This is a genomic window from Spirosoma jeollabukense (assembly GCF_054777855.1).
Window position 1 is genome coordinate 1 of the sequence record NZ_BAAHAD010000020.1, and the last position, 21,011, is coordinate 21,011.

The following is a 21,011-nucleotide window of genomic DNA, read 5'->3' on the forward strand; positions in this document are numbered from 1 at the left end:
GTCAGGTCAATGGTACGTCGCTTGCCCAAAGTTCAGTCGGTTTAGCAGCAAAGAACTAAAAACAATATCTATTAAACTAATTTTGTCTTATTACTTATTATAACAAACTTAGTAGTGTAATAGGAAAGTCCAGATCAGATTATGGATACAATATTCCCTGGTTTGTGTCTGCCCCCGCAACGTACTTTTCTTATAAGAACCTGGGAATTATTGGCCTTACGAACCCCACGGTGCAAAGTGATCAGTCCAGTGTAGCCGCGTCCACTGGAAGTGGCGCATCGACCGATGGAATAGATTATCAACATCGCCATCCCGAAGACTTTGTCCATCTTAATGAAAACCCATCCTACCAGGGGTTGACTGCACTCGCCAACTCCTGGCAAAATGCTCTTGGATCTTCGGGGTACGGAGTTGCGGCTCAAACAATGCCGTCTGTTTCTCTACAATATAACAGTAGTGCTGGCACATTCACCGCGTATGCTCCATCGGGTTATTCTGACTATAAATGGGTAAACGGGAATGGTGATCTGGATAATGGAACTGGGGGAGGTTCTTCAGCCTACAGCGCGGTATTAGGGACAGGTATGCGCTGCTGGGTGAAAAACGGTAATGGCAACTGGAGCTTAACCCCCATGGTCTACCCACAAAGCTGTACCAGCGGGGCCAGAAAAGCAGCCATTGGTGAGCCTGGCGAGGCGGATTTTGGGTACAAGTTAAGTATATTCCCCAATCCGAGTTCTATACAGACAACCGTCCAGTTCGAAATACCTTACCCAGCCAACGTGGAAGTTGACTTTATCGATGTGACGGGCCAGGTGAAGCAAACCGTAGCTAAAAACCGTCATGATAAGGGAGCTTTTACGTATCCGGTGAATATAGCCTCCCTGCCCGCTGGCATTTATTATTGCCGGCTGAAAGCGGGTGATGTATCTATTATTAAAAAGATGGTAGTGGGCGGCAAATAAGGCCGCCGGGTTGATACTGGCTAAAAGACACCAGTTGAAACGTGTTTTGTCATGGCTCCTATCATCATTTAAGCATAAGAGCCATGACAAAATATAACAATGGAAAGAAGGCTTAGCTGATCGAGTTTGAACAACGAAAAATCAATTGTCTCTTTAGTAATATGAACAAGTGTCGGTTGCTTTTACTACTGCTCGGATTGAGCTTCAGTGGGTGTAAACACATCGAACCCAGTGTGGAAGAGCCAACCGTAGTCATTACTGGCTCGCTCTCCCGACCGGTCAAATCCGATGTTGTGCTGCCCCCGGTAGCCTACCAACCCGACTTACTGGGTCTGCATCGGCCAGTCGATACCACGACCACCCGACTGGTAGCCTGGGGTGGCTCCCTGATGGCCGGGTATCGGGATGGGGGCCTGTACAGGGAGGGCCAACTCACCTGCATACCGGCGCTGATTGCCCACCAGATGAGACTGGCCTCCTTTGTGTCCCCCTTGTTTGACCCGGCCGTTGGCAACGGCACGGGATACCTGGTTTATGATCAGACTGACCCGCTACCTTCCTGGAAGAGGGTAACCAACCAGACCGGGGTTATCTCTACTAACCCGCTAGTGTTCAGCAAATACAACGGCCCGATGCCAGATAACCTGGCTCTACCCTACGGCGTTGGGGCGAAACCCGCGGACTCGGCCAGAGTTGACTACACTTATCCCGCTCAGCGGAACTATTATGCCTACCTAAACCGACTTTTCCCGACTAATCAGCCGGAGCGCTACGACCTCATCACCCGGTTGATGGATGCCCGCCAAATCCATCTGCTGCTTTACGAGCCTGATTTTGACATTTATGTGGGCGTAGCTATCAATCCCGAATTGGTGAGTGATCGCCTAAGCCGTTATACGGGAAGTGGCACTATTTTTTACGCGTTTCAAAAAGACATTCTAGACAGCCAAAATCTGGGACGAAATGTGGTTATGTACAACCGGCCCGACCTCATGGATTTTCCTTACTTCCATTTATATGATGCCAAAAAACTGCAAGCGATGAATATCACCAGCGGGGTGGTTCTGGTAGACAGTGCCCTGCTGATTCCGAATGATAAAATCAAGCAGGCTTTTGCCCAGAAAGGTGCTTTGCCCATTGTGCTGGAAGACAAGGACGTGCTTTCCAAACAGGAGGTCAAACTGTTTCAGCTAAACGCCTTCATGAATTATGATTACAGTCTGCCGTATTTATCGAAAGTGACTGGTAACACGCCAATAGTGGATTTGTACAGTTTATACAAAAGAGTAATCAATCGGCAGTACACTACCGAGGATGGGTTGTTCATTGATCCTTCGTTTCCCAACGGCAATTTCTTTTCCCAGGATGGGCTCTACCCCTCGGCCATCGGCAGTGCCGTCATTGCCAATGAAACGATTAAGGTGATCAATCAGGCTTACAAAACCAACATTCCTCTGATTAATGTTCGGGAGTATGCATCCCTGCTCCCCTAAATGCTCTTAAAGGCCGTTTTGCTAAACTACCCAACACTAGATAATACTGGGGTCAGTTGCAGGGCTACAGATGCCTTCGAAATCTAACTTAACGTCAAAATTATGCCGCATACAATTGTCAAAGATCGACTTGAGACTGTATTGTGCGGGTTTTGATGATCGAATGCGACATAATCTTCCGTTCGGCATTAGGGATGTTATGCCGATATCGGCATAATGTTCATACCACGTGGTAACTCAGAAGCGTATAATCGGATAAAGTGTAAGAGTGACGGTCGGCCGCTGCCGTACAATACTTTCACTTTATCCGAATAGTGGGCAAAAGTGGTCGCCAAACTGCCCAAACAGATTGTCTTATAAAACGCTCCTGCATGAGACGAGGGAGCAGGCATGATGTCGATTTAAAAAATGGGCGATCCAAAAGCAAGAATTAAGCAGGGAAAAATGCAAAAAGTGAAATGGTGACTATCACAAGTAGAAAGATTTACTTACTGTTTGTTTTCCTTGCTTGAGTGTTCCCCGCAACGGCGGCTAATTGGTTAAAATAGGCCTTACTTTTTTTAACATCACCGGCTTTTTTGGCCGATAGCCCTGCTCCATATAGCGCATTCAACCGGTTGGGATGCCGTTGTAAATTCAGCTCATAGGCGGCTAAGGCTTCGCTGGGTTTGCCCATTTGTACCAGCATGTCGCCCAGCAGTTCTCTGGCGGGAAGAACCTCGCCCGGCGTAACCGGATGTTTCTGCGTTTTGTCTTCCAGGTCGGCAGCCTGCTGCATCAGCGCCAAGGCTTGCTGAGTTCTCCCCTCCTTCCAATGCAACCAGGCTTCCACCGTGCGCACCTGGATGGCTACCTGATTGGCTTTGTAAGCGTCCTTTTGCTCAATTAACTGCTGCCCAAGCTTATCTAATTGAGCGAGCTCGGTCTGGGCGGTTGGTAACTGGCCAATATGGACTGCCCCTAAGGCGCGGGTAAAATGGACAATGGCAGCCTGCCAGGGAAACTTTTTCCAGGGAAAATTGGCAGGCGTTACCTGAAGATGGGCCGCTTCGGCCCACCGTTTGTTTTCTAATACGTAACGGGCCGGAATGGCGGCAAACGCATAAGCTACTTTGAAGTTGAGGGGATAAACCTGCGTCATTGTTTTCAAATAACCCCACTGTTTTTTAGCCGACTCATTATCTCCTTTTTGCAGATAGGCATGGACCAGATAATCCAGGCTATGTAGTTCCTCATCCCAATGACCTTTTATGGATGCTGCTTTGGCATAGCACTGAGCGGCTGATACCGAAGCCAGGTTCGATTGAATACATTCATCCCAGAGCCCTAACCGGGTAAAAATGTGAGAAGGCATGTGTAGCGCATGAGCGGATGAGGGAGCAATGGAGGCATATTTTCGGGCGGCAGGAAGGCCCAGTTGAGCCAGCTGGGGATAATCATAAGTATGAATCAGATAGTGAACAATACCCGGATGGTTCGGCTGGCCTGGATAGAGGGCCTGTAAAATTTCACCCGCTTTTTTCTGTTTACGGAACGATGGATCATCAGCACTCGCTGCCACATCTAAGGCCAGAGCATAAATAATAGCGGCCTCTTTATCGTCAGGGTAAGTTTTGTAGACGTTTTCCATCCCCTTTTCAAACCGCTGGCAACGAGTGACGTGATCGACCGTTTGCCAGTCCTGATAAAAAGCGTTAATAGCCGCTAAATAATCCGCTTCTCGCTTCGAGGTTTCCATTGACTTGGCAACTTGGATTACCCTGGCCCCTTTTTTGAGTTCCTCTTCGGTCGGTGGCGCCCAAAGCGGATGAAAGTTGGCCATGGCGATGCCCCAATAGCCCATCACACATTGCGGATCCTGAGTAATCAGTTTCGCAAACGCTTTCTCGGCCTCCTCATATTCGAATGAATGGAGTAGCTTAATGGCCAAATCAAAATCGGGTTTAGCCTTTGGCTTGCAGGTACTTTTAAATTCGGCATCGCCTAACTTCAGGGCTTGTGCACCACATAGGATGATCTGCCCCGTTTTGAGGTTTAACGCATTAATTTGTTCCGTAGAGGGCGTATCGGTCTTGGGCTTACATCTAAGAAGCAAAGCCATTAAAAGGAGAAGGGGTGTGCTCTTTTGCATGGCAGATGGCTTTACTAAACGTCCTAAAAAGCCCAGGATTTGCCTTAAGGAACTACTAACCGAGGGTCAGCCTACGTTTACTCCGTTCCAGGGCAAAGGTTCGGGTTGACTTGTTTCCCCGTTGCAAAGGACTAAATTAATCGGATTAATGGAATGTGGGCCTATCTTCTGAGCAAGTTGTAAAAACGTTTTAAAAGGGGTAGGATACGAAAATCCTCTGCCCTTCCGAACGTGTTTGGTGGTGCAATCTCGCCAAATCTTCGTTCATGTTCAATTCAACATGGTTTTATTGGTATTCTCTTTAAACGCTCCATTTCTTGTCTTATAACAAGGCTCATGGGAGGACCAGTCAAAGACTACTATTGGAATGTGGTTGTCACCAATTCAGTATCCATATACTCGTTGATAGCCCGTAATTTACCCTCTTGAATGCAGCATACCCAGCAGTAGCGATTATTATACACCTTGCCATCAGGCGTCGTGTTATGACCAATCGCTTCGACCACAACGTACTCCCCGTCCCCTATAATACGGGTAGCAGTCGCTTTATAAGGAGGAAGTAAAGTTGTCTTCACCGCCCCCCATATATCGTTCACTACGGACCGCTTTCCCTGAAAGGTCTTTGCCCATTGCCCACTACCCATCCAGGTCCATTGCATATCGTCGGCCATCGCTTCCATAAAAGGCTCATCATTTCCTTTTGCCAAGTGGGCGAAAATAGTTTCCATTAGGTGTTTATTCTCTGAAGCACTCATTGATTAGAGGGGGATTGATTAGGGGTAAAATGTTTGCTATAATCCAACAAACTAATTTTCCCATTTTGATTGTCTAACGCCTCAAAGCTAGCCCTGCTTAACGAAAGGGAAACATGCAGATTACGACAAATTAAGGGAGATATTGCGACATCTTCTTAGCAGGGCGAGTCAAACGATTTAGTTTCGTTTTACATTAATACTCCTTTCAGTAGGCAAAGCAAGTAAAAAGGATTTCGTCTCAACGGCTTTCTCAAAATACGCTTCTAACTGAGACGAAGTAACGTTCATGAATTGGCTCCCGTCTTAGACGATAAAGTATTCATGTATCTGCTCATTAATTCGGGCGTTTCGCGGAATATAGGTCTGTTCACATAAACCACTTAATATGAGAACGTTCACGTTGACTTGTTCCGGGGAATTTTAAGTCAGAATTAGTAGAGACGGTTCAATTATCGACTTGCAAGATGCTCATCACCAGCTTTTCAACTATACCGGCCGAGGGACACGCATTATAACGTGCGCCGTTGGTACCCAGGCATAGACTACCGTTCCCAGATTGATGTCGAAAATCAGACCTCTACACCGGACGGTCGTCGACGCAGCAAGTTTATCAAACTGTTCAGGTAAGCTCTCAAACCTGAAGTGTCAGGACAAAGATGTGATGTTGAGTTTGGTTTGAAATCTGACAATTTATTTACCTACCATTGAGTTGTTAGTATACAGAAATTGGCTAATAATTGGCTTAAATGAGCGAACTTACAAGCTAATTTAGTGCGTGGTAAACCACTTTATAACTCAACTTGAAAACTGTACGCTTTATAGTATGTATACTATTCTGCCTTTGTTCGGTAGCTGAGGCCCAGCAATTTGCCGCTTCTGTACAACAGTATGGCCCTGAAAACGGCTTATCGCATCGGGAAATAAACGCCATTTTACAGGACCGGCGGGGCTTTATGTGGTTCGGTACCAAGTTTGGGCTAAACCGATTCGATGGCCTGAAATTTACCACCTACACCAAAGAACGTAACGGGCTCGATTTCGATGAGATAGCGTCTATTGCCGAGGACGCCGATGGCCTTTTGTGGCTCATGGGCGCTTATAAGGATAGTAAGGTGCAGATTACCCTGTTTAATCCGTTGACGGGCACGGCTATTTCATTTGATGAGAAATTCAAAAAGTATTCCCTGACAAGTTCTCTACTTGCTGGACAGCACGTGTTGGGCAGTCCTGACGGCACGATCTTCTTCGCCAATTATCAACCGGCTATCCTGACATCCTACCATCCCAGGTCCGGCCTTCACTACGTGCCCCTTGCCCACTATAAAAGTCTGACCATTCACCAGGTTACCGCCCGTAACACCATCTGGGCCACCGCCGATGGCAATCAATTAGTCGAATTAACCCAAGATGGCCGTGTTCTCCATAGCTTTCGACACGATCCAGGCACCATTAACGTCTGTTTAGGCCAGCCCCATGCGGGTATCGAATTTTTCTATACTGTCTACCGTTCAGACACCGACCTACAGGGAGTACAGTATAGTGTAGATCCGTTGGGGAATCGACGGCAATTACCGGCTTCATTGCGGCAGGGAAGAACTGCGTTTTTCTCCCCCGTATACTATGCGTTTGATCGGAGCGGATTGATTTGGACAGGTACCCAATTACGGAGTGTCACCACAGGAACCCTATTGGATTTGAAGGAGCAACTGGCAGGCCAGTCGATTGATAATCGTTGTTTCTTCGCCGACAGAAACGGCTGGATGTGGTTAGGGACCAGTTTTGGTGTGTACCAGGTCAAGGTAACTGAAAACTACTTTCACCGCTTCTTTTACGAGCCAACCAATATCCAGGAAAAGGCGGCATCCATTCGAGGTATCTCCGTTGTTGGGAATAAGCTATACGCCAACCTGGAAAAAAAAGGCTTGTTTAGCTGCGATCTATCAGGTGAAATAGCCAGGAAGCTATTGGTAAGTGGCATTTCGTATGGCTTAACCAATAGTCTACCTGGAAAACTAAACATAGGCCAGATAGATTTAGTCACGTATAACATTCGAACCGATTCGCAAACGCTTTCTCCATTGCCCAGTGGCGGATCGATCTGGACAATGTTCCCATTTAGTAACCAGCACTCGCTGGCGGGTGGGATAGTAGGTCTCTGGCTTGTCGAGACGAAAACGGGACAGGTTTTGCCTTTTACCCGTTACAACCAGTTTGCCGAACTAGCCAAGTCGCATGTGCTTCATATCGGTGCCGATCGACAGGGTACCCTTTGGATCTGTGCGACTACGGGTTTGTACACGGTTGATCCATCAGGGGGCATCACAGCTCGTTACTGGAATGGAGGCATAGGGCGCTTTCGGCTGCCTACCGACAGTTATCAGCATTTTTACCAGGATTCCCGAGGTCTGTTTTGGCTGGCAACGGCCAATGCGGGGCTCATTCGGTGGAACCGGCAGCAAAACACATACCGGCAATTCAGGCGTACCGATGGGTTATCCAATGACAATATTTACGCCGTCTATGCCGACCGGCGGGGCCATCTATGGCTGAGCAGTGACTACGGCATTATGCAGTTTGATCCGGTCCGATTGACAACCCGGTCTTACACGGTTCAGGATGGCATTACCCACAATGAATTTAACCGCATTGCTCATGTTCAGGCCCAGAACGGCCAGCTTTATTTTGGCGGTCTGAACGGCATAACCGCATTTAATCCACTCGATTTTGAATACGAGAAACCTCCGATCACCCTTCCGCTACGTATCGTCTCGTTTCGCCAGTTTGATAATGCGTTGAACAAACTTGTTGACAAAACCGAAGGAGTGGTAAAAAGTAACCGGATTATTGTACAGCCTGGTGACCGGACGAGTGTGCTGGACTTTGCGCTGCTCAATTACGCGGACGCCCAAAAAAACGTGTACGCTTACCAGTTTAAAGGATTGGAAAACGAGTGGACGTATCAGACCGAGCCCTCAATACGGTTGAGCAATTTACCCTATGGCGAGTATCAATTAGTCATAAAAGGGCAGGCAGCTGATGGTCAGTTGTCGTCGGCGAACCTGGCCATCCAGGTCATCGTACGACGCCCGTTCTATCTGCGCAACTGGTTTCTGATACTCATGCTGTTTTTACTGATCGGTTCGGTATGGGGTTGGGGCCGGTGGCGAGTTTGGAGGCACCAGCAGGAACAAACCCGGTTACAGACCCAGATCAAAGAGGCCACTGAGCTCATTGCGCAGCAGGCCCAGGACCTGCTGCGGCTCGACGAAACCAAATCACGTTTTTTTGCGAACATCTCGCATGAATTTCGGACGCCCCTCACCGTCATTCTGGGCATGGCGGCCAGCCTGAACCAAAAGTTCGACCCTGAGTTGCGTCAAATGGCCGGCCTCATTGAGCGCAATGGCAACAACTTACTACGGCTGATCAACCAGATACTGGACCTCTCGAAACTCGAAGCCGGGGAGATGGCCATTCACCTCGAAAGGGCCGATCTGGTCAGCTTCGTGGGCTACGTCGGGGAGTCCTTCGAGGCTATCGCTCAGGCGAAAGGTGTACACTTACAGTTTGAGTCTAAGGAAGCGCAGTGCGAAGCTGACTTCAACAAAGATAAACTCCAGGATATTTTAGCGAACCTGCTGGTCAATGCCCTGAGATTTACCCCTACGGGTGGTCAGGTAATCTATAGGGTTGCCGTTCAGAACAGCTGGCATCCGCTCACTGCGGCAGGCTACCACGAGGAGCTTATCCCGACTAGTCATCTCGATCAGCCGTGGATCCAGATCACGGTGAGCGATACCGGACCCGGCATTGAGCCAGTCAGTCTGCCGAGGATCTTCGACCGCTTTTATCAGCGGTCCGACGATTCGGTTGAGAACCCGCAGAACGCATCGGGCGGAGGTACCGGCATTGGCCTCTCACTGGTGCGGGAATTAGTGGGTCTTATGCAGGGTGGTCTGGCCGTTCGTAATCGGCCCGGCCTGGATGGGCTCGGCCTGGATCGGCCGGGCCAACCCTGGTCGAACGATTCGGGGCAGGCCCTTTACAGCCGGGGAGCTGAGTTTATAGTCAGTTTACCCCTTACCCGTCGGGCACCCCTGGCGGAAGGGCAAGCTCCCGCTCCGTCATCCATACATTCAGCCCAACCCCAGTGGGGCGAACCCCCGCTGGACGTGGCTAGTGAGCGGCCCGTGGTGTTACTAGTGGAAGATAATGAGGACGTAGCCGCGTATATTCAGATTTGTCTGCGGGATGCGTACCAGGTGATTCGGGCCGAAAATGGGCAGGTTGGTATTGACCAGGCGCTGGCGACTATTCCGGACCTGATTCTGAGTGATGTGATGATGCCACTCAAAGATGGCTTTGCGCTCTGCGATACCCTGAAGCATGACGAGCGGACCAGCCACATTCCCATTGTGCTGCTAACGGCCAGGGCAGCGGTGAGTGACCGAATCATGGGGTTACGCCGGGGGGCAGATGCCTATCTGGTGAAGCCTTTCTCCCTCGAGGAGTTGAGGGTCGTGTTGAGTAACCAGCTACAGAGCCGGCGTCTGTTACAGCGCTATTTTAGTCAACTCGCCCTGGGCATTGCCGGGCCGATTCCGAACGAAGCGCCTGAGACGGGGGAAGACCAGTTCCTGCTTAGGCTTCGCAGCAACGTACTGCCGCATCTGGATAACCCGGCGCTGGATATTGAGATGATCTGCACGATGATGGGGACGAGTCGCAACTCACTACACCGCAAGATGACCGCTCTGACGGGGCTGTCGATGAACCGATATCTGCGAACATTGCGTCTACAAAAAGCCAAAGAATTACTCCTGTTACCTGACCTGAACATTACCCAGGTCGCCGATGCGGTAGGCTTCCAGGACCCTAGTTACTTCGGCCGGGTCTTTGCCGAGGAATTCGGCCTCTCGCCCAGTCAGTACCGGGATTTAACCAAAAAATAGTCGCTTTCACGCCCGGTTGGGACAATTCTCCGAGTTTTTGGGTGAAATCTCCGACTCACTTGCTGACGAAACACCTAATCTTGCCCCAGCGATAAATGGGGCATTTTGCTTCGCTACGTCCTGTACATCCGCCGGTTTTTCTGGCTGTCTACCCCGTCCGATAACTAGGGTGGCCGTCTATCAACGTTTTGACTTAGTATATGAAAACACGATTACTTCCTGCTGGTTTTGCGCTTCGGCCTGCTCACTCTCTTTACTACACCCTACTGCTGATGCTCGTTGGTATCAGTTCCGTTTTAGCCCAAGCGGGCACCATTCGCTACGTTAAAGCAGGCGGTACAGGCAGCGGCAGCTCCTGGGCCAGTGCCAGTGGTGATTTGCAGGCCATGATCAATGCCAGTGCCGCGGGCGACCAGGTGTGGGTAGCCGCCGGTACGTACAAACCCACTACCACAACCGACCGTACCATCAACTTCTCGATGCGACCTGACCTGGCCATCTACGGTGGTTTTGTGGGCAATGAAACGTCCCTCGGCGCCAGACCAACGATAAACCCCATCACGGGTAACCCCTCCAGCACTACCCTCAGCGGGGATATCGGTACGGTAGGCGATAACTCAGATAATAGTTACCACGTCATCGCTAATTTTAATTTCCTAACGACCACCGCTATTCTGGATGGGTTTGTGATTACGGGCGGTAATGCCAATCTGACTAGTGCAAATCACAGTACGGACAGTGGCGGGGGTATGCACAACTTTACCAGCTTTCAGGGTGAACACACGAACCCCCTGATTCGAAACTGTTCTTTTGTAGCCAATTCGGCGTTGTCTTCAGGCGGGGCAGTCTATAACGGTGCCGTTGGTTGTGCCAGCGATTGCAACCCTACACTGATTAACTGCTTCTTTCAGGGAAATTCGGCCAGGCAAGGCGGGGCAATGGCCAATGATGGGTCAGCGAACGATGCGTTTTGTAGTCGCAGAAGCAGCCCTGCGCTGATCAACTGTTCGTTTGTGGCCAATTCGGCCAGATTTGGTGGGGCGATGTACAACAGCGGGTTTGGTGGTGGTGGTTATGGCGAAAGCAGTCCTACGCTGACCAACTGTTCGTTTGTGACCAATTCGGCAAATGATATAGGCGGGGCAATGTATAACGTTGGGACGAGCAAAGGCAGGAACTACGCCAAGCTGACCAACTGTTCCTTTCAAGGCAATACAGCTTCCTACCAGGGCGGGGCTATAGCCAACGATGGGAGTGATGGCGTGTGCGACCCCAAGCTGACCAACTGCTCCTTTCAAGGCAATGCAGCTTCCTACCAGGGCGGGGCCATGTTCAATACGTCTGTGGCCAACACGACGACTGGCGAATGCAGCCCTACACTGACCAACTGTGTGGTATTTGGTAATGGGGGGGCCAACACGTTCTACAATGTACAAGTTTATCCGCGAGTCTATTACTCGTTGATCGAGACCTCGGTGACGGGCTGGCAGAATGATGGCAATAACCTGACGACAACGGTCTCGCCCTTTGCTGGTACGAACACCACCCAGTTACGGGCCAACTCGCCCGCCATCAACGCTGGGGATGGCAGTGTCGACGCTGGCGCAACGGACTTAGCGGGTAATCCCCGTATCGTGGGCTGCAAGATAGACATGGGCGCCTTTGAATTTCAGTATACCTTCCTGCCAATTGCCATTAATGCCCAACCCGCCAGTAGTTCGATGGTCTGTGCGGGCACTGCCGTCTCGGTGCCGGTAAGTGTGAGTGGTACGGTCTCGGGCTACCAATGGTATAAAGACAGCTTTGCCAACCCCGTGGCCGGCCAAACCTCGGCCACGCTCACCCTGAACAATCCACAACCGGGCAATGCAGGCAGTTATTCGCTGGTGGTGACCAGCACCTGCAACTCACTCACCTCTACAGCCTTCAACCTGACGGTCAATAAATCGACGGTCAGCATCAGCCCCAGTTCAGCAACGGTTTGTCAAGGTCAGTCAGTAACCTTAACCGCCAGCGGGGCCAGTTCCTACACCTGGAACACCACCACCACAGGCAACACCCTAACGGCGACCACCACCGGCACTTACTCTGTGACGGGGGTAGATGGCAATGGCTGTTCCAACACCGCTACCGCTCAGGTGACCGTGTATAGACCTGCCGTCAGCATCAGTCCCGGCTCGGTCAGCATCTGCGAGGGCCAGTCGGCATTACTGACAGCCAGCGGGGCCAGTTCCTACACCTGGAATGACAACACCACGGGCAACACCCTAACGGCGACCACCACCGGCACTTACTCCGTGACGGGGGTGGATGGCAGGGGATGCTCTAACACAGCCACGGCCAGTGTAACGGTCAATAACGTACCTACTGTTAGCATCAGTGCCAGTCCGTCGGCCACCATCATCCAGGGCAGCTCCGTTACCCTGACGGCGGTAGCCACCGGGGCAACGGCCTTCGCCTGGGTAACGGGCAGCACCAGTAGCTCGATTGTGGTCAGCCCCACCACCAGTACGCCCTACTCGGTAACGGCCCGGAGCGCAGCGGGCTGTACTGCCAGTGCCAGCCTGACCATTACTGTTATCCCCCCTACTTGTAGCCCAATCCTATACGTAACCCAGCAGGGGGCGGGCCTACGCGACGGCAGCAGTTGGAGCAACGCGTTAGGTGCCAGTCAGCTCCAGATCGCTATCAATACGGCGGCCAACTGCGGGGGTAATAGGCAGGTGTGGGTGGCTACCGGAACGTACAAACCGACTACCGGGAGTGACCGCAATGCCAGCTTTTCTATGCGAAACGGGGTGGCCATCTATGGCGGTTTTGCGGGCACCGAAGCAGCCCTGACCGATCGCCCGGCCATCAATCCCGTCACAGGACAGCCTTCCAGCACCACCCTCAGTGGGGATATTGGTAGCCTGGGCAACACCAGCGACAACAGTTTCCGGGTCATCAGCAATCCGGCCAGTCTGAGCCTGACCACCACAGCGGTGCTGGATGGGTTTGTGATCACGGGCGGAGCGGGTGGTACCTTGGGGGGCGGGATGTTCAACGATGCCAGCAGCCCCGCCCTGCGCAACTGTAGCTTTGTGAATAATTCAGTGGTGGTGACCAGCGGTTCTACCAGCCGGGGCGGGGCTATGTACAATGGCAATGGCAGCAGCCCACAACTGACCAATTGTAGTTTCCAGGGCAACTCTATTTCGGGGTCGAACGGCAACATCAGCTACGGTGGGGCGATGAGTAACTTTACTAATAGTAGTCCGCTGCTGATCAACTGCAGTTTTGTTAATAACTCGGTGTCGGGAAGTACCAATACCTACGGCGGGGCGATGGCCAACAATGTCAACAGCAACCCGCAGTTGATTAACTGTAGTTTTATTAGTAACTCGGCGGTGGGCGGTACTACTACCCGGGGCGGAGCTATCAACAACGGGAACAACTGCACCCCTCAGCTGATCAACTGTAGTTTTCTGAGTAATTCGGTGTCGGGAGGCACCACGACCAACCAGGGTGGAGCAATCGCCAACAACACCAGTAGCACCCAACTCACCGACTGTGTGGTGTGGGACAACGGCGGGGGCAATACATTCTATAACGTGAGCAGCCCCACCAGCGTGTCCATCACGGCGAGCTACAGTTTGTTCGATGACACGGTGACGGGTTACACCACTGATCCTACCAACCTCACGGCCAGCAGTTCTCCTTTTGCCAGCACCACCAGTACCCAATTAGCGACCGGCTCGCCCGCTATCAACACCGGTAGCAACCAAGCTTATCAGTCGGCAGGTGGTCCGGCTACCGATCTGGCAGGCCACGTGCGGATTCAGAACGGCACCATTGACATGGGGGCTTATGAAACTACCTTCACCGCTCCCACCTCCGACCTGACCCTGTTACTGTTTGCCCAACCCGCCCTGGTGTATGGCCCCACCTTGGTGAGCGTGGTGGTAACGGTCTATGAGCTCAACGGGGTGGTGACTTCGGGTCCGGTGAGCGTCAAGCTGAGTGAGGATACCATGCTCGGTCTGGGCTTTGATCCGGCGGCTACCAGCGTGGGGGGCAAACCCGTGCAGAACCCGTCGTGGCAGTTTAGTGGCCCCGTGGATGGGATGTACACCTTGACCTCCACCCAGCCCCTGCCGGCGGGGGGGCGACTCAGTGTTGGGCTAAGTGGGCCGCTTACACCGGGGGCCACCAAGGGCCGGCTGAGTGTGAGTGCGACGGTGGTCGACCCGAGTGGGAGCGAAACCCGGCTGAACAACAATACAGACGCCGAAACGATTGAGTATTTCAATAAATGAGGCCGGGAACAGCCAGACCCCTGGGTTCGGCTGGCCCCTGATTTACCCGCTCCCTTTCTATCCTGTTATGGCCTGCTACTGTCTAAGCTATGGTTAGCGGCTGTGGTTACCGTTGCTGCCAGACACGCTTCCGGTGGCCAGCCGCTCTTTAAGACCTCGATCCGGCCGGTGCTGGCCCGCCAGCTGGGCTTTCTAGCAGCGCAATTTCTGACTGAATCAGGCCACCACCAGTGTCTGGTAGGGACGCGGTGGGCCAGTGCGGGCTGCTGTCAGGGGGCGGAAAGCAGCCATGCCTGTCAAAAGATGTTTCAGCAGTTGGTGGGCTATTGGGCGGCTCAGCCCACGGTGGTCTGCTCAGCCCTTCCTGTCCAAATCAGCTAAACTCGTCTGGGCAGGAAAGGATCAACGCTAGTTTATTTCGGAGTAAGATGCGTTTTGGCTGAGGCATGCGTAGGGGGTCCTGAGCCGTATGTGACTGACAGGATTTGACAGATATTAAAAATTCATTGTCTCTCAAAACGCTCCCGCCTGAGACAAAGTGATATGCCTGTATCTGCTACTCAAACAAGCCCTTTATTAAGACTGTCAACTAAACAAGGGTCAACTAGTTCCTTTCATTTTTCACCCGAGATCATCTTTTTCCGGTGTAACTCGCCCCATTTGCGCAAAGATTCAATCACCTCATGGAGCGTTTGGCTATGAGCGGTTAACGTGTAGGTCACCTTGGCAGGATAGGTATCGTATAGATGGCGCTTGACCAACCCGTTCAACTCCAGATCCCGTAATTCTTTGGACAGCATGCGATCCGTAATCCCGTGAACCTCTTTAGCGATTTCCCCAAACCGCTTCTCCCCGAAAGTAAGGGCCACAATAATAGGCAACTTCCACTTCCCATTTAAGACATCTAGGGCATCTCTGATTGGCCGTAAAGTACGGCTACATTCCTCAGGTAGTAAGTTGTTTGGCTCCATAGACTATCAGTTTATGATTAGCGGGTTACTCGTCTTATTGAAATTGTCGCTATACTTGAGTATAGTACTATACTCAAGTATATTGCTTACTAAAGTATAGCAAATGTAGTAAATTTGCAGCGGATAAGGGAACACAATCAGTACCCCTATGTAAACCAGGTAGCGATATGAATAGTCAGCGAAATCTTGCCAACATATATACACCCCAGGTCCAGCGGGGATTTTTAGGAGCGGGTCATCTGGCCAGTCCGCTCATTCAGGTTGACTTTTCCCAGAGCGATCCGTTTATCGTCTTGATGGATGAGCGACTCGAAAAACGGGATGAGCAGCCAGCCGGTGGGCCACACCCTCATGCCGGTTTTGAAACAGTTTCCCTCTTGCTGGAAGGTGAAATGGGCGACGAGGCTTACCGCCTGAGGAGGGGCGATTTACAACTCATGACGGCCGGGAGTGGCGTGATTCACACCGAAACCATTGAGCGGGAAGCGACGATGCGACTCCTGCAATTATGGTTGACGCTGCCCAAAAAAGACCGCTGGACTACACCACGGGTGCAGGATATTCCCTTAAACCATGTACCCAGCGTCACCGATGGGTCGGTGGACATCAAGGTCTACAGCGGCTCGTTGGCAGGAGTAACCTCGCCCGTTCAGAATTATACACCCCTGATTCTGGCCGATATCCGGTTGGCACCTTATGCAACGACCCTACAATACATCCCTGCGCTTTACACCGCCTTTTTGTATGCGCTTGAAGGGAGTGTGGACGTTGGCGACGCCAAGAAACGGTTGATGCAGGATCAGGTGGGCTGGCTTGACCGATTCGCAGATGATGAGCCACTAAGCGAACTTCGATTAACGGCTGGTGAAACGGGCAGTCGGGTCATTCTTTATGCCGGCGAACGCCAGGGGGACGAAATTGTCTCCCATGGGCCCTTTATTGGCGATACCCAGGAGGACATTCGTCGGCTTTACCAAGACTTTAGACAGGGTAAGCTGAAACATATTGCCACCTTTCCGAAAGGGCAACGGATTCTATACTAATCTGTTATTCGCTGGTTGAAAGTGGTAGTTCACAGGGGTTACAAACCAGAAATGATCGTTTCTGATTTGTAACCCCTGTTTTTTTGAATTCTCAAAATACCCACCCCCTTGAGACAATGGAAAGTTTATGTATGTATTTTTAGCCGGCAGGAATCAAGCAACTGAGTTCCAGCGGGAAAGTCTCTTGCCCGGCCCGGTTGAATGGATACATGGATTTTGGCTGCCGCTACAAGCGGTTAGGTACCCGGAAAATAAGTCGTTTTCAAGTACTCCCGCAGCGAAGTTGGCTTGCGGCCCAGCAGACGCTCGACGGTATCGTGCGTCCCGGCCAGCATGCCGTCTTGGGTGGCGGCACCCCACTGGGCCAAGAAGTTGGCCACAAAGTCAGGGAAGCCGGCGGCTACTTTTTGGGCGACGTATGACCCCACCTCAATGCTTTTGTAAGCGATGGGCCGACCCGCTAACGCGGAGAATTCCCGGGCAATATCGTCAAACGAATAGGCTTCGCTCCCCGACAGCGTATACGCCTGGTTATCATGCCCTACGCCCGTCAGCAGGACGGCCGTGGCGGCAGCTAATTCGGTTCGCTTAACGAAGGCTATTTTGCCCTCTCCCGCCGGGAACAGGATCTCCGTCTCTGGCACCTGGCTCCCAATCAGGTGGCTAAGACCTTCAAAGTAGTAGCCGTTTTTGAGAATGGTGTAGGTAAGCCCGGAGGCTTTAAGGTAGGCTTCCGTGGCCAGGTCGCTTTCCGTAACCTCGGGCAGCACAAAATGGGTGCTGCGCTGGATGCTGGTGTAAAATAGGTGCTTTACCCCGGCTTCCTTGGCAGCGTCGATGACGTTTTGATGCTGGTGCACCCGGTCGGTAAAGGCCACAGCGGAAACTAGCAGCACCTTATCGACGCCCCGAAAAGCTTGCACCAGGGCGGGGTAGTCAACGTAATCGGCTTGCCGGACGTCTACGCCCCGCTTCACCAGGTCGGCCGCTTTATTGACATCACGTACCAAAGCGGCTATTTCGGAGGTCGGGGTGGTCGTGAGCAAGACGTCAATGATTTGGTGGCCTAACCCACCGGTGGCTCCCGTGATTAGAATCATGATGAGAAGAACTAAAATGCCCGTATATTTACTTGCCATTTGCAAGCACAAAGGTAAATCAAATTACTTGCAAAAGGCAAGTAAAATATACGTCGTTTTTTATGAAAGCGCTAAACCAGCGGTCTACTTGCCCCATCAGCACATCGCTCGACGTGCTGGGAGACAAGTGGACCTTGCTGATTCTGCGGGACATGGTGTTGGCGGGAAAGTCTACTTATGGGGAATTTTTGCAGTCAGCGGAAAAGATAGCGACTAACGTTCTGGCCGACCGCCTGGCGGTTCTGGAGTCGCAAGGCATCTTAACCAAAGCGGTGGCCGCCGATAAGAAATCGAAGTTCACCTACCGCCTGACCGAAAAAGGCATTGACACAGTCCCCATTATTATAACGCTCATCGTGTGGGGAACCAAGCATGGCTCGACCGTGGTTGACCCTAGCTTGGTGGAAGACCTTCAGGCTGGGCAAGAGGCAGCCGTTGCGAAGTACCAACGGCTCGCCCGCAAAAAGGCCCTGGCTTAACCCATAGGAGTGTGTCCTTCTGTATGAAAAGCAGTAAAAAGCGGTGCGATTTCAAGCCAGCCCTGGTAAACTTTCGGGGTATCTCTGGAACAGCGCTGTTTCAAGCTTTCACTTTATGCTTGCTTCCAACAGGGCTGGTAGTTACCCCATTTATAGGCGAGATGGTAAGCCACTCATCTAGTTGGACAGCTATTAAAAGCCAGCGTCTCAAAATGCGCTCCCTTGTTTTGACTACAAATCTCCTTGATTAAGCTACACACAACCCTTGATAAGCCACCACCTTTGCTACCGTATTTAAAAGACAAACGACGATGGCAAATCAACAGGAACAATCGACCCAGGAACGATTAATAGCGCTGGTTACGGGAGCAAATCAAGGCATTGGCCTAGAAATAGCCAAAGCCCTTTCGGCCAATGGATACATCGTTTTGGTGGGTTCTCGAAATTTTACCAAAGGGCAAGTGGCCGCCCAGAGCATCGGTTCAACAACCTATCCTATTCAATTGGATGTAACCGATGAAACCTCCATTCGGGAAGCGGCAAAACGAGTAGGTGAAGAGTTTGGAAAATTGGATTTACTGGTCAACAATGCCGCCATCGCACACGCAGGCAGACCTGGCCAAACAGTAGCCGAAAATACCCGCTCAAGCCTGGCCAGCGTCGCTTCATTGGATGAAATGCGAGCCGTGTGGGAAACCAACGTTTTCGGCGTATTAGCGGTTACCCAGTCGATGCTCCCCTTTTTACGAAAATCGGCAGCAGGACGTATTGTCAATGTATCGAGTGGTGTCGGCTCGTTAACCTTGAATGCCGATCCTTCTTTCCCCTATCGTCGCTACTTTGGGGCTATTTACCCTGCCTCAAAGACGGCACTTAATGCCATTACGCTGGCGCTGGCCTTAGAGTTGGAAGGCGAAAATATCAAGGTCAACGCGGCCAGTCCAGGCTTTACGGCAACCGCTTTGAACAATTTTGAAGGTACCGATTCGATTGAGATTGGCGCACGGAATCCGATTCGTGTGGCCCTTGAGCTTGATGGTCCAACCGGTACCTTCACGGGCCCTGATGGTGAGCTCCCCTGGTAATCATTTGTCGTCTATCCACAACCAACAACGGTTTCGTTGTCGGTTATAGCTTTATTAATTTTTAGGATGAACAGAAACGATTCACGGATCCACAGGCTTGACTCTATTGCCCAGGTTCACCGGTTTTTAGGCATTCCTGAACCTATGCACCCCCTGATCAGCCTGATTGACAATAGCGATAATCAGCTTAGTTTCCACGACCCACGCCCCTATCATGTGCAGCATTTTTATAAAATCGCTTTGGCAACCAAAGCGGGCGGGAAGCTAAAATACGGGCAGGGACATTATGATTTCGACGCTGGGAGTATGCTCTTTGTCGCCCCTAACCAGCTCATCGGCTCGGTGAGTGGTCAGGAGGATTATTCAGGGTATGTATTATTCCTGCATCCCACTTTTCTACAAGGTTTTCCCATGGCCAAGACGATTAGGCAGTACGGTTACTTTTCGTATTCGGCTAACGAAGCGCTGCATCTTTCAGAACGTGAGAAAACGATCATCCTTTCGGTTTACAAACTGATTCAGGACGAACTCAGCAGCCGGATCGATGAGTATAGTCACCCTGTGCTGATCGCCCAGCTCGAACTGTTATTGACGTACGCTGACCGGTTTTACAAACGTCAGTTCCTGACTAGGAAAAGCGCTGACAGCAACCTGCTACAGCAGGTAGAGCAACTATTGGACGCGTATTTCTCTAGTGAGGTATCGGTGAATCAAGGCATTCCCACGGTTAAATTCCTGGCAGCGCAACTTAATTACAGCCCTAACTATTTAAGCGATATGCTTCGCTCGCTCACGGGACAAAATGCCCAGCAACATATCCATTTCAAACTGATCGAGAAAGCAAAGGAGAAGCTGACCGCCACTAATCTATCCGTCAGTGAGGTGGCTTATAGGTTAGGGTTTGAACATTCCCAATCCTTCAATAAGCTATTCAAGATCAAGACTGGTTTTTCGCCTTTGGCATTCAAGAAATCCTTTACCCAGAACTGAGCTTGTTGATTAGCACCCGTTCTGAGACAAGTATTTGCGGGGATTCATTTGTTCATCTATCGATGAGCCTTTAGCTGTTAACGGAGCAAATTTTACTAGTTCCTACTTCCTGTCACTTTGGATTATAGAACCTCAAGAAACGCTCTCAACAAGAGACGAAGATGTTAGCCAATTTTACTACTTAAGAGCTGTTTTGTTTGTTCAGACAGTAGGTTAGGCAAGATTTATGCGTTTAAGATTGATAGAAACCGTAGATAACAAGCCCCGCCAGGATCGACTCAATCAGCCAGATGGTGCGCGTATTCGAATGCGTAAGACGTCGAATCAACCAGTGCCCCCCCAGGCATACAACCATGATGGGCAGCCCTAGCACAATCTCAAGGGGATAGTCTCGCTGTTGGTCGGGTGTTCCGTACAGCGTGTAGTACAGGCCATGTAAGATCTCGTAGAGACCTACTAAGGCACCTAGGGTCAGTGGTGTAATCCATTTCAGTAACGTCTTAAGGGTCATGTAATCGCTTAAAAGCACTTTAGCTTTCCCAATGCAATTAAGTGACTTCTCTTAGCTAAATCTTAAATACGGCTTCTAATTGAGATTAAACCTTGTTTGAGGCCTCATTTAATCGGGCGTATAACGAGACACTAAATTTAACTAGGCTTGCGCACTAGGAGTTATTTAAAAAAGTAATGGGTATCAAATCATTTCCCAT

The 21,011-nt window shown here is 51.0% G+C and carries 14 protein-coding genes; 9 read left to right on the forward strand and 5 right to left on the reverse strand.

Annotated features, from left to right (window positions below):
• Nucleotides 1-164: 164 nt before the first annotated feature.
• Together ACYVEA_RS33200 and ACYVEA_RS33205 are read left to right on the forward strand one after the other, a co-directional pair.
• The gene (locus ACYVEA_RS33200; RefSeq protein ID WP_461117678.1) at nucleotides 165-965 is read left to right on the forward strand and encodes a T9SS type A sorting domain-containing protein; all 801 of its coding nucleotides are present in this window, start codon (nucleotides 165-167) and stop codon (nucleotides 963-965) included.
• 233 nt (nucleotides 966-1,198) lie between these two features.
• On the forward strand, nucleotides 1,199-2,458 hold the full coding sequence (locus tag ACYVEA_RS33205) for a hypothetical protein (protein ID WP_461117679.1): 1,260 nt from the start codon (nucleotides 1,199-1,201) through the stop codon (nucleotides 2,456-2,458).
• 484 nt (nucleotides 2,459-2,942) lie between these two features.
• On the opposite strand, the gene ACYVEA_RS33210 is transcribed toward ACYVEA_RS33205, so the two are convergent.
• Nucleotides 2,943-4,589: a tetratricopeptide repeat protein gene (locus ACYVEA_RS33210; RefSeq protein ID WP_461117680.1), complete on the reverse strand. Its 1,647-nt coding sequence runs from the start codon at nucleotides 4,587-4,589 to the stop codon at nucleotides 2,943-2,945.
• A gap of 359 nt (nucleotides 4,590-4,948) precedes the next feature.
• A complete protein-coding gene (locus ACYVEA_RS33215; protein ID WP_461117681.1) occupies nucleotides 4,949-5,317 on the reverse strand; it encodes a nuclear transport factor 2 family protein in 369 nt (122 codons plus the stop codon).
• 827 nt (nucleotides 5,318-6,144) lie between these two features.
• Here ACYVEA_RS33215 and ACYVEA_RS33220 point away from each other — a divergent pair.
• From ACYVEA_RS33220 to ACYVEA_RS33230, 3 genes are all read left to right on the forward strand, one after another.
• Complete coding sequence (locus tag ACYVEA_RS33220; protein WP_461117682.1) at nucleotides 6,145-10,296, forward strand: hybrid sensor histidine kinase/response regulator transcription factor; 4,152 nt, start codon at nucleotides 6,145-6,147, stop codon at nucleotides 10,294-10,296.
• Between the two features lie 200 nt (nucleotides 10,297-10,496).
• Complete coding sequence (locus ACYVEA_RS33225; RefSeq protein ID WP_461117683.1) at nucleotides 10,497-14,594, forward strand: beta strand repeat-containing protein; 4,098 nt, start codon at nucleotides 10,497-10,499, stop codon at nucleotides 14,592-14,594.
• Nucleotides 14,595-14,696: 102 nt separating this feature from the next.
• Nucleotides 14,697-14,975 carry a hypothetical protein gene (locus tag ACYVEA_RS33230; protein WP_461117684.1) on the forward strand — a complete coding sequence of 93 codons (279 nt, stop codon included), beginning with the start codon at nucleotides 14,697-14,699 and terminating at the stop codon, nucleotides 14,973-14,975.
• A 233-nt stretch (nucleotides 14,976-15,208) separates the two neighbouring features.
• Here the strand turns inward: ACYVEA_RS33230 and ACYVEA_RS33235 are convergent, their stop codons facing one another.
• Nucleotides 15,209-15,565 (reverse strand): winged helix-turn-helix transcriptional regulator, encoded by a 357-nt coding sequence (locus ACYVEA_RS33235; protein ID WP_461117685.1) that lies wholly within the window; start codon nucleotides 15,563-15,565, stop codon nucleotides 15,209-15,211.
• 167 nt (nucleotides 15,566-15,732) lie between these two features.
• On the opposite strand from ACYVEA_RS33235, the gene ACYVEA_RS33240 reads away from it, so the two are divergent.
• A complete protein-coding gene (locus tag ACYVEA_RS33240; protein ID WP_461117686.1) occupies nucleotides 15,733-16,608 on the forward strand; it encodes a pirin family protein in 876 nt (291 codons plus the stop codon).
• Between the two features lie 236 nt (nucleotides 16,609-16,844).
• Here ACYVEA_RS33240 and ACYVEA_RS33245 read toward each other — a convergent pair whose 3' ends face one another.
• A complete protein-coding gene (locus tag ACYVEA_RS33245) occupies nucleotides 16,845-17,708 on the reverse strand; it encodes an SDR family oxidoreductase (protein ID WP_461117687.1) in 864 nt (287 codons plus the stop codon).
• 101 nt (nucleotides 17,709-17,809) lie between these two features.
• On the opposite strand from ACYVEA_RS33245, the gene ACYVEA_RS33250 reads away from it, so the two are divergent.
• The 3 genes from ACYVEA_RS33250 (at nucleotide 17,810) to ACYVEA_RS33260 (ending at nucleotide 20,301) form a co-directional block, all read left to right on the forward strand.
• The gene (locus ACYVEA_RS33250) at nucleotides 17,810-18,226 is read left to right on the forward strand and encodes a winged helix-turn-helix transcriptional regulator (protein ID WP_461117688.1); all 417 of its coding nucleotides are present in this window, start codon (nucleotides 17,810-17,812) and stop codon (nucleotides 18,224-18,226) included.
• 311 nt (nucleotides 18,227-18,537) lie between these two features.
• Complete coding sequence (locus ACYVEA_RS33255) at nucleotides 18,538-19,311, forward strand: SDR family NAD(P)-dependent oxidoreductase (protein WP_461117689.1); 774 nt, start codon at nucleotides 18,538-18,540, stop codon at nucleotides 19,309-19,311.
• A gap of 144 nt (nucleotides 19,312-19,455) precedes the next feature.
• The gene (locus ACYVEA_RS33260; protein ID WP_461117690.1) at nucleotides 19,456-20,301 is read left to right on the forward strand and encodes an AraC family transcriptional regulator; all 846 of its coding nucleotides are present in this window, start codon (nucleotides 19,456-19,458) and stop codon (nucleotides 20,299-20,301) included.
• 232 nt (nucleotides 20,302-20,533) lie between these two features.
• Here the strand turns inward: ACYVEA_RS33260 and ACYVEA_RS33265 are convergent, their stop codons facing one another.
• Nucleotides 20,534-20,812: a hypothetical protein gene (locus ACYVEA_RS33265; RefSeq protein WP_461117691.1), complete on the reverse strand. Its 279-nt coding sequence runs from the start codon at nucleotides 20,810-20,812 to the stop codon at nucleotides 20,534-20,536.
• Between the last annotated feature and the right edge of the window lie 199 nt (nucleotides 20,813-21,011).

What these genes read in the sequence shown, in the direction of transcription:
- ACYVEA_RS33210 (WP_461117680.1), bottom strand. Translation starts at nt 4,589, where the DNA reads ATGCAAAAGAGCACACCCCTTCTCCTTTTAATGGCTTTGCTTCTTAGA.
- ACYVEA_RS33215 (WP_461117681.1), bottom strand. Translation starts at nt 5,317, where the DNA reads ATGGAAACTATTTTCGCCCACTTGGCAAAAGGAAATGATGAGCCTTTT.
- ACYVEA_RS33225 (WP_461117683.1), top strand. Translation starts at nt 10,497, where the DNA reads ATGAAAACACGATTACTTCCTGCTGGTTTTGCGCTTCGGCCTGCTCAC.
- ACYVEA_RS33235 (WP_461117685.1), bottom strand. Translation starts at nt 15,565, where the DNA reads ATGGAGCCAAACAACTTACTACCTGAGGAATGTAGCCGTACTTTACGG.
- ACYVEA_RS33240 (WP_461117686.1), top strand. Translation starts at nt 15,733, where the DNA reads ATGAATAGTCAGCGAAATCTTGCCAACATATATACACCCCAGGTCCAG.
- ACYVEA_RS33245 (WP_461117687.1), bottom strand. Translation starts at nt 17,708, where the DNA reads ATGATTCTAATCACGGGAGCCACCGGTGGGTTAGGCCACCAAATCATT.
- ACYVEA_RS33250 (WP_461117688.1), top strand. Translation starts at nt 17,810, where the DNA reads ATGAAAGCGCTAAACCAGCGGTCTACTTGCCCCATCAGCACATCGCTC.
- ACYVEA_RS33255 (WP_461117689.1), top strand. Translation starts at nt 18,538, where the DNA reads ATGGCAAATCAACAGGAACAATCGACCCAGGAACGATTAATAGCGCTG.
- ACYVEA_RS33260 (WP_461117690.1), top strand. Translation starts at nt 19,456, where the DNA reads ATGCACCCCCTGATCAGCCTGATTGACAATAGCGATAATCAGCTTAGT.
- ACYVEA_RS33265 (WP_461117691.1), bottom strand. Translation starts at nt 20,812, where the DNA reads ATGACCCTTAAGACGTTACTGAAATGGATTACACCACTGACCCTAGGT.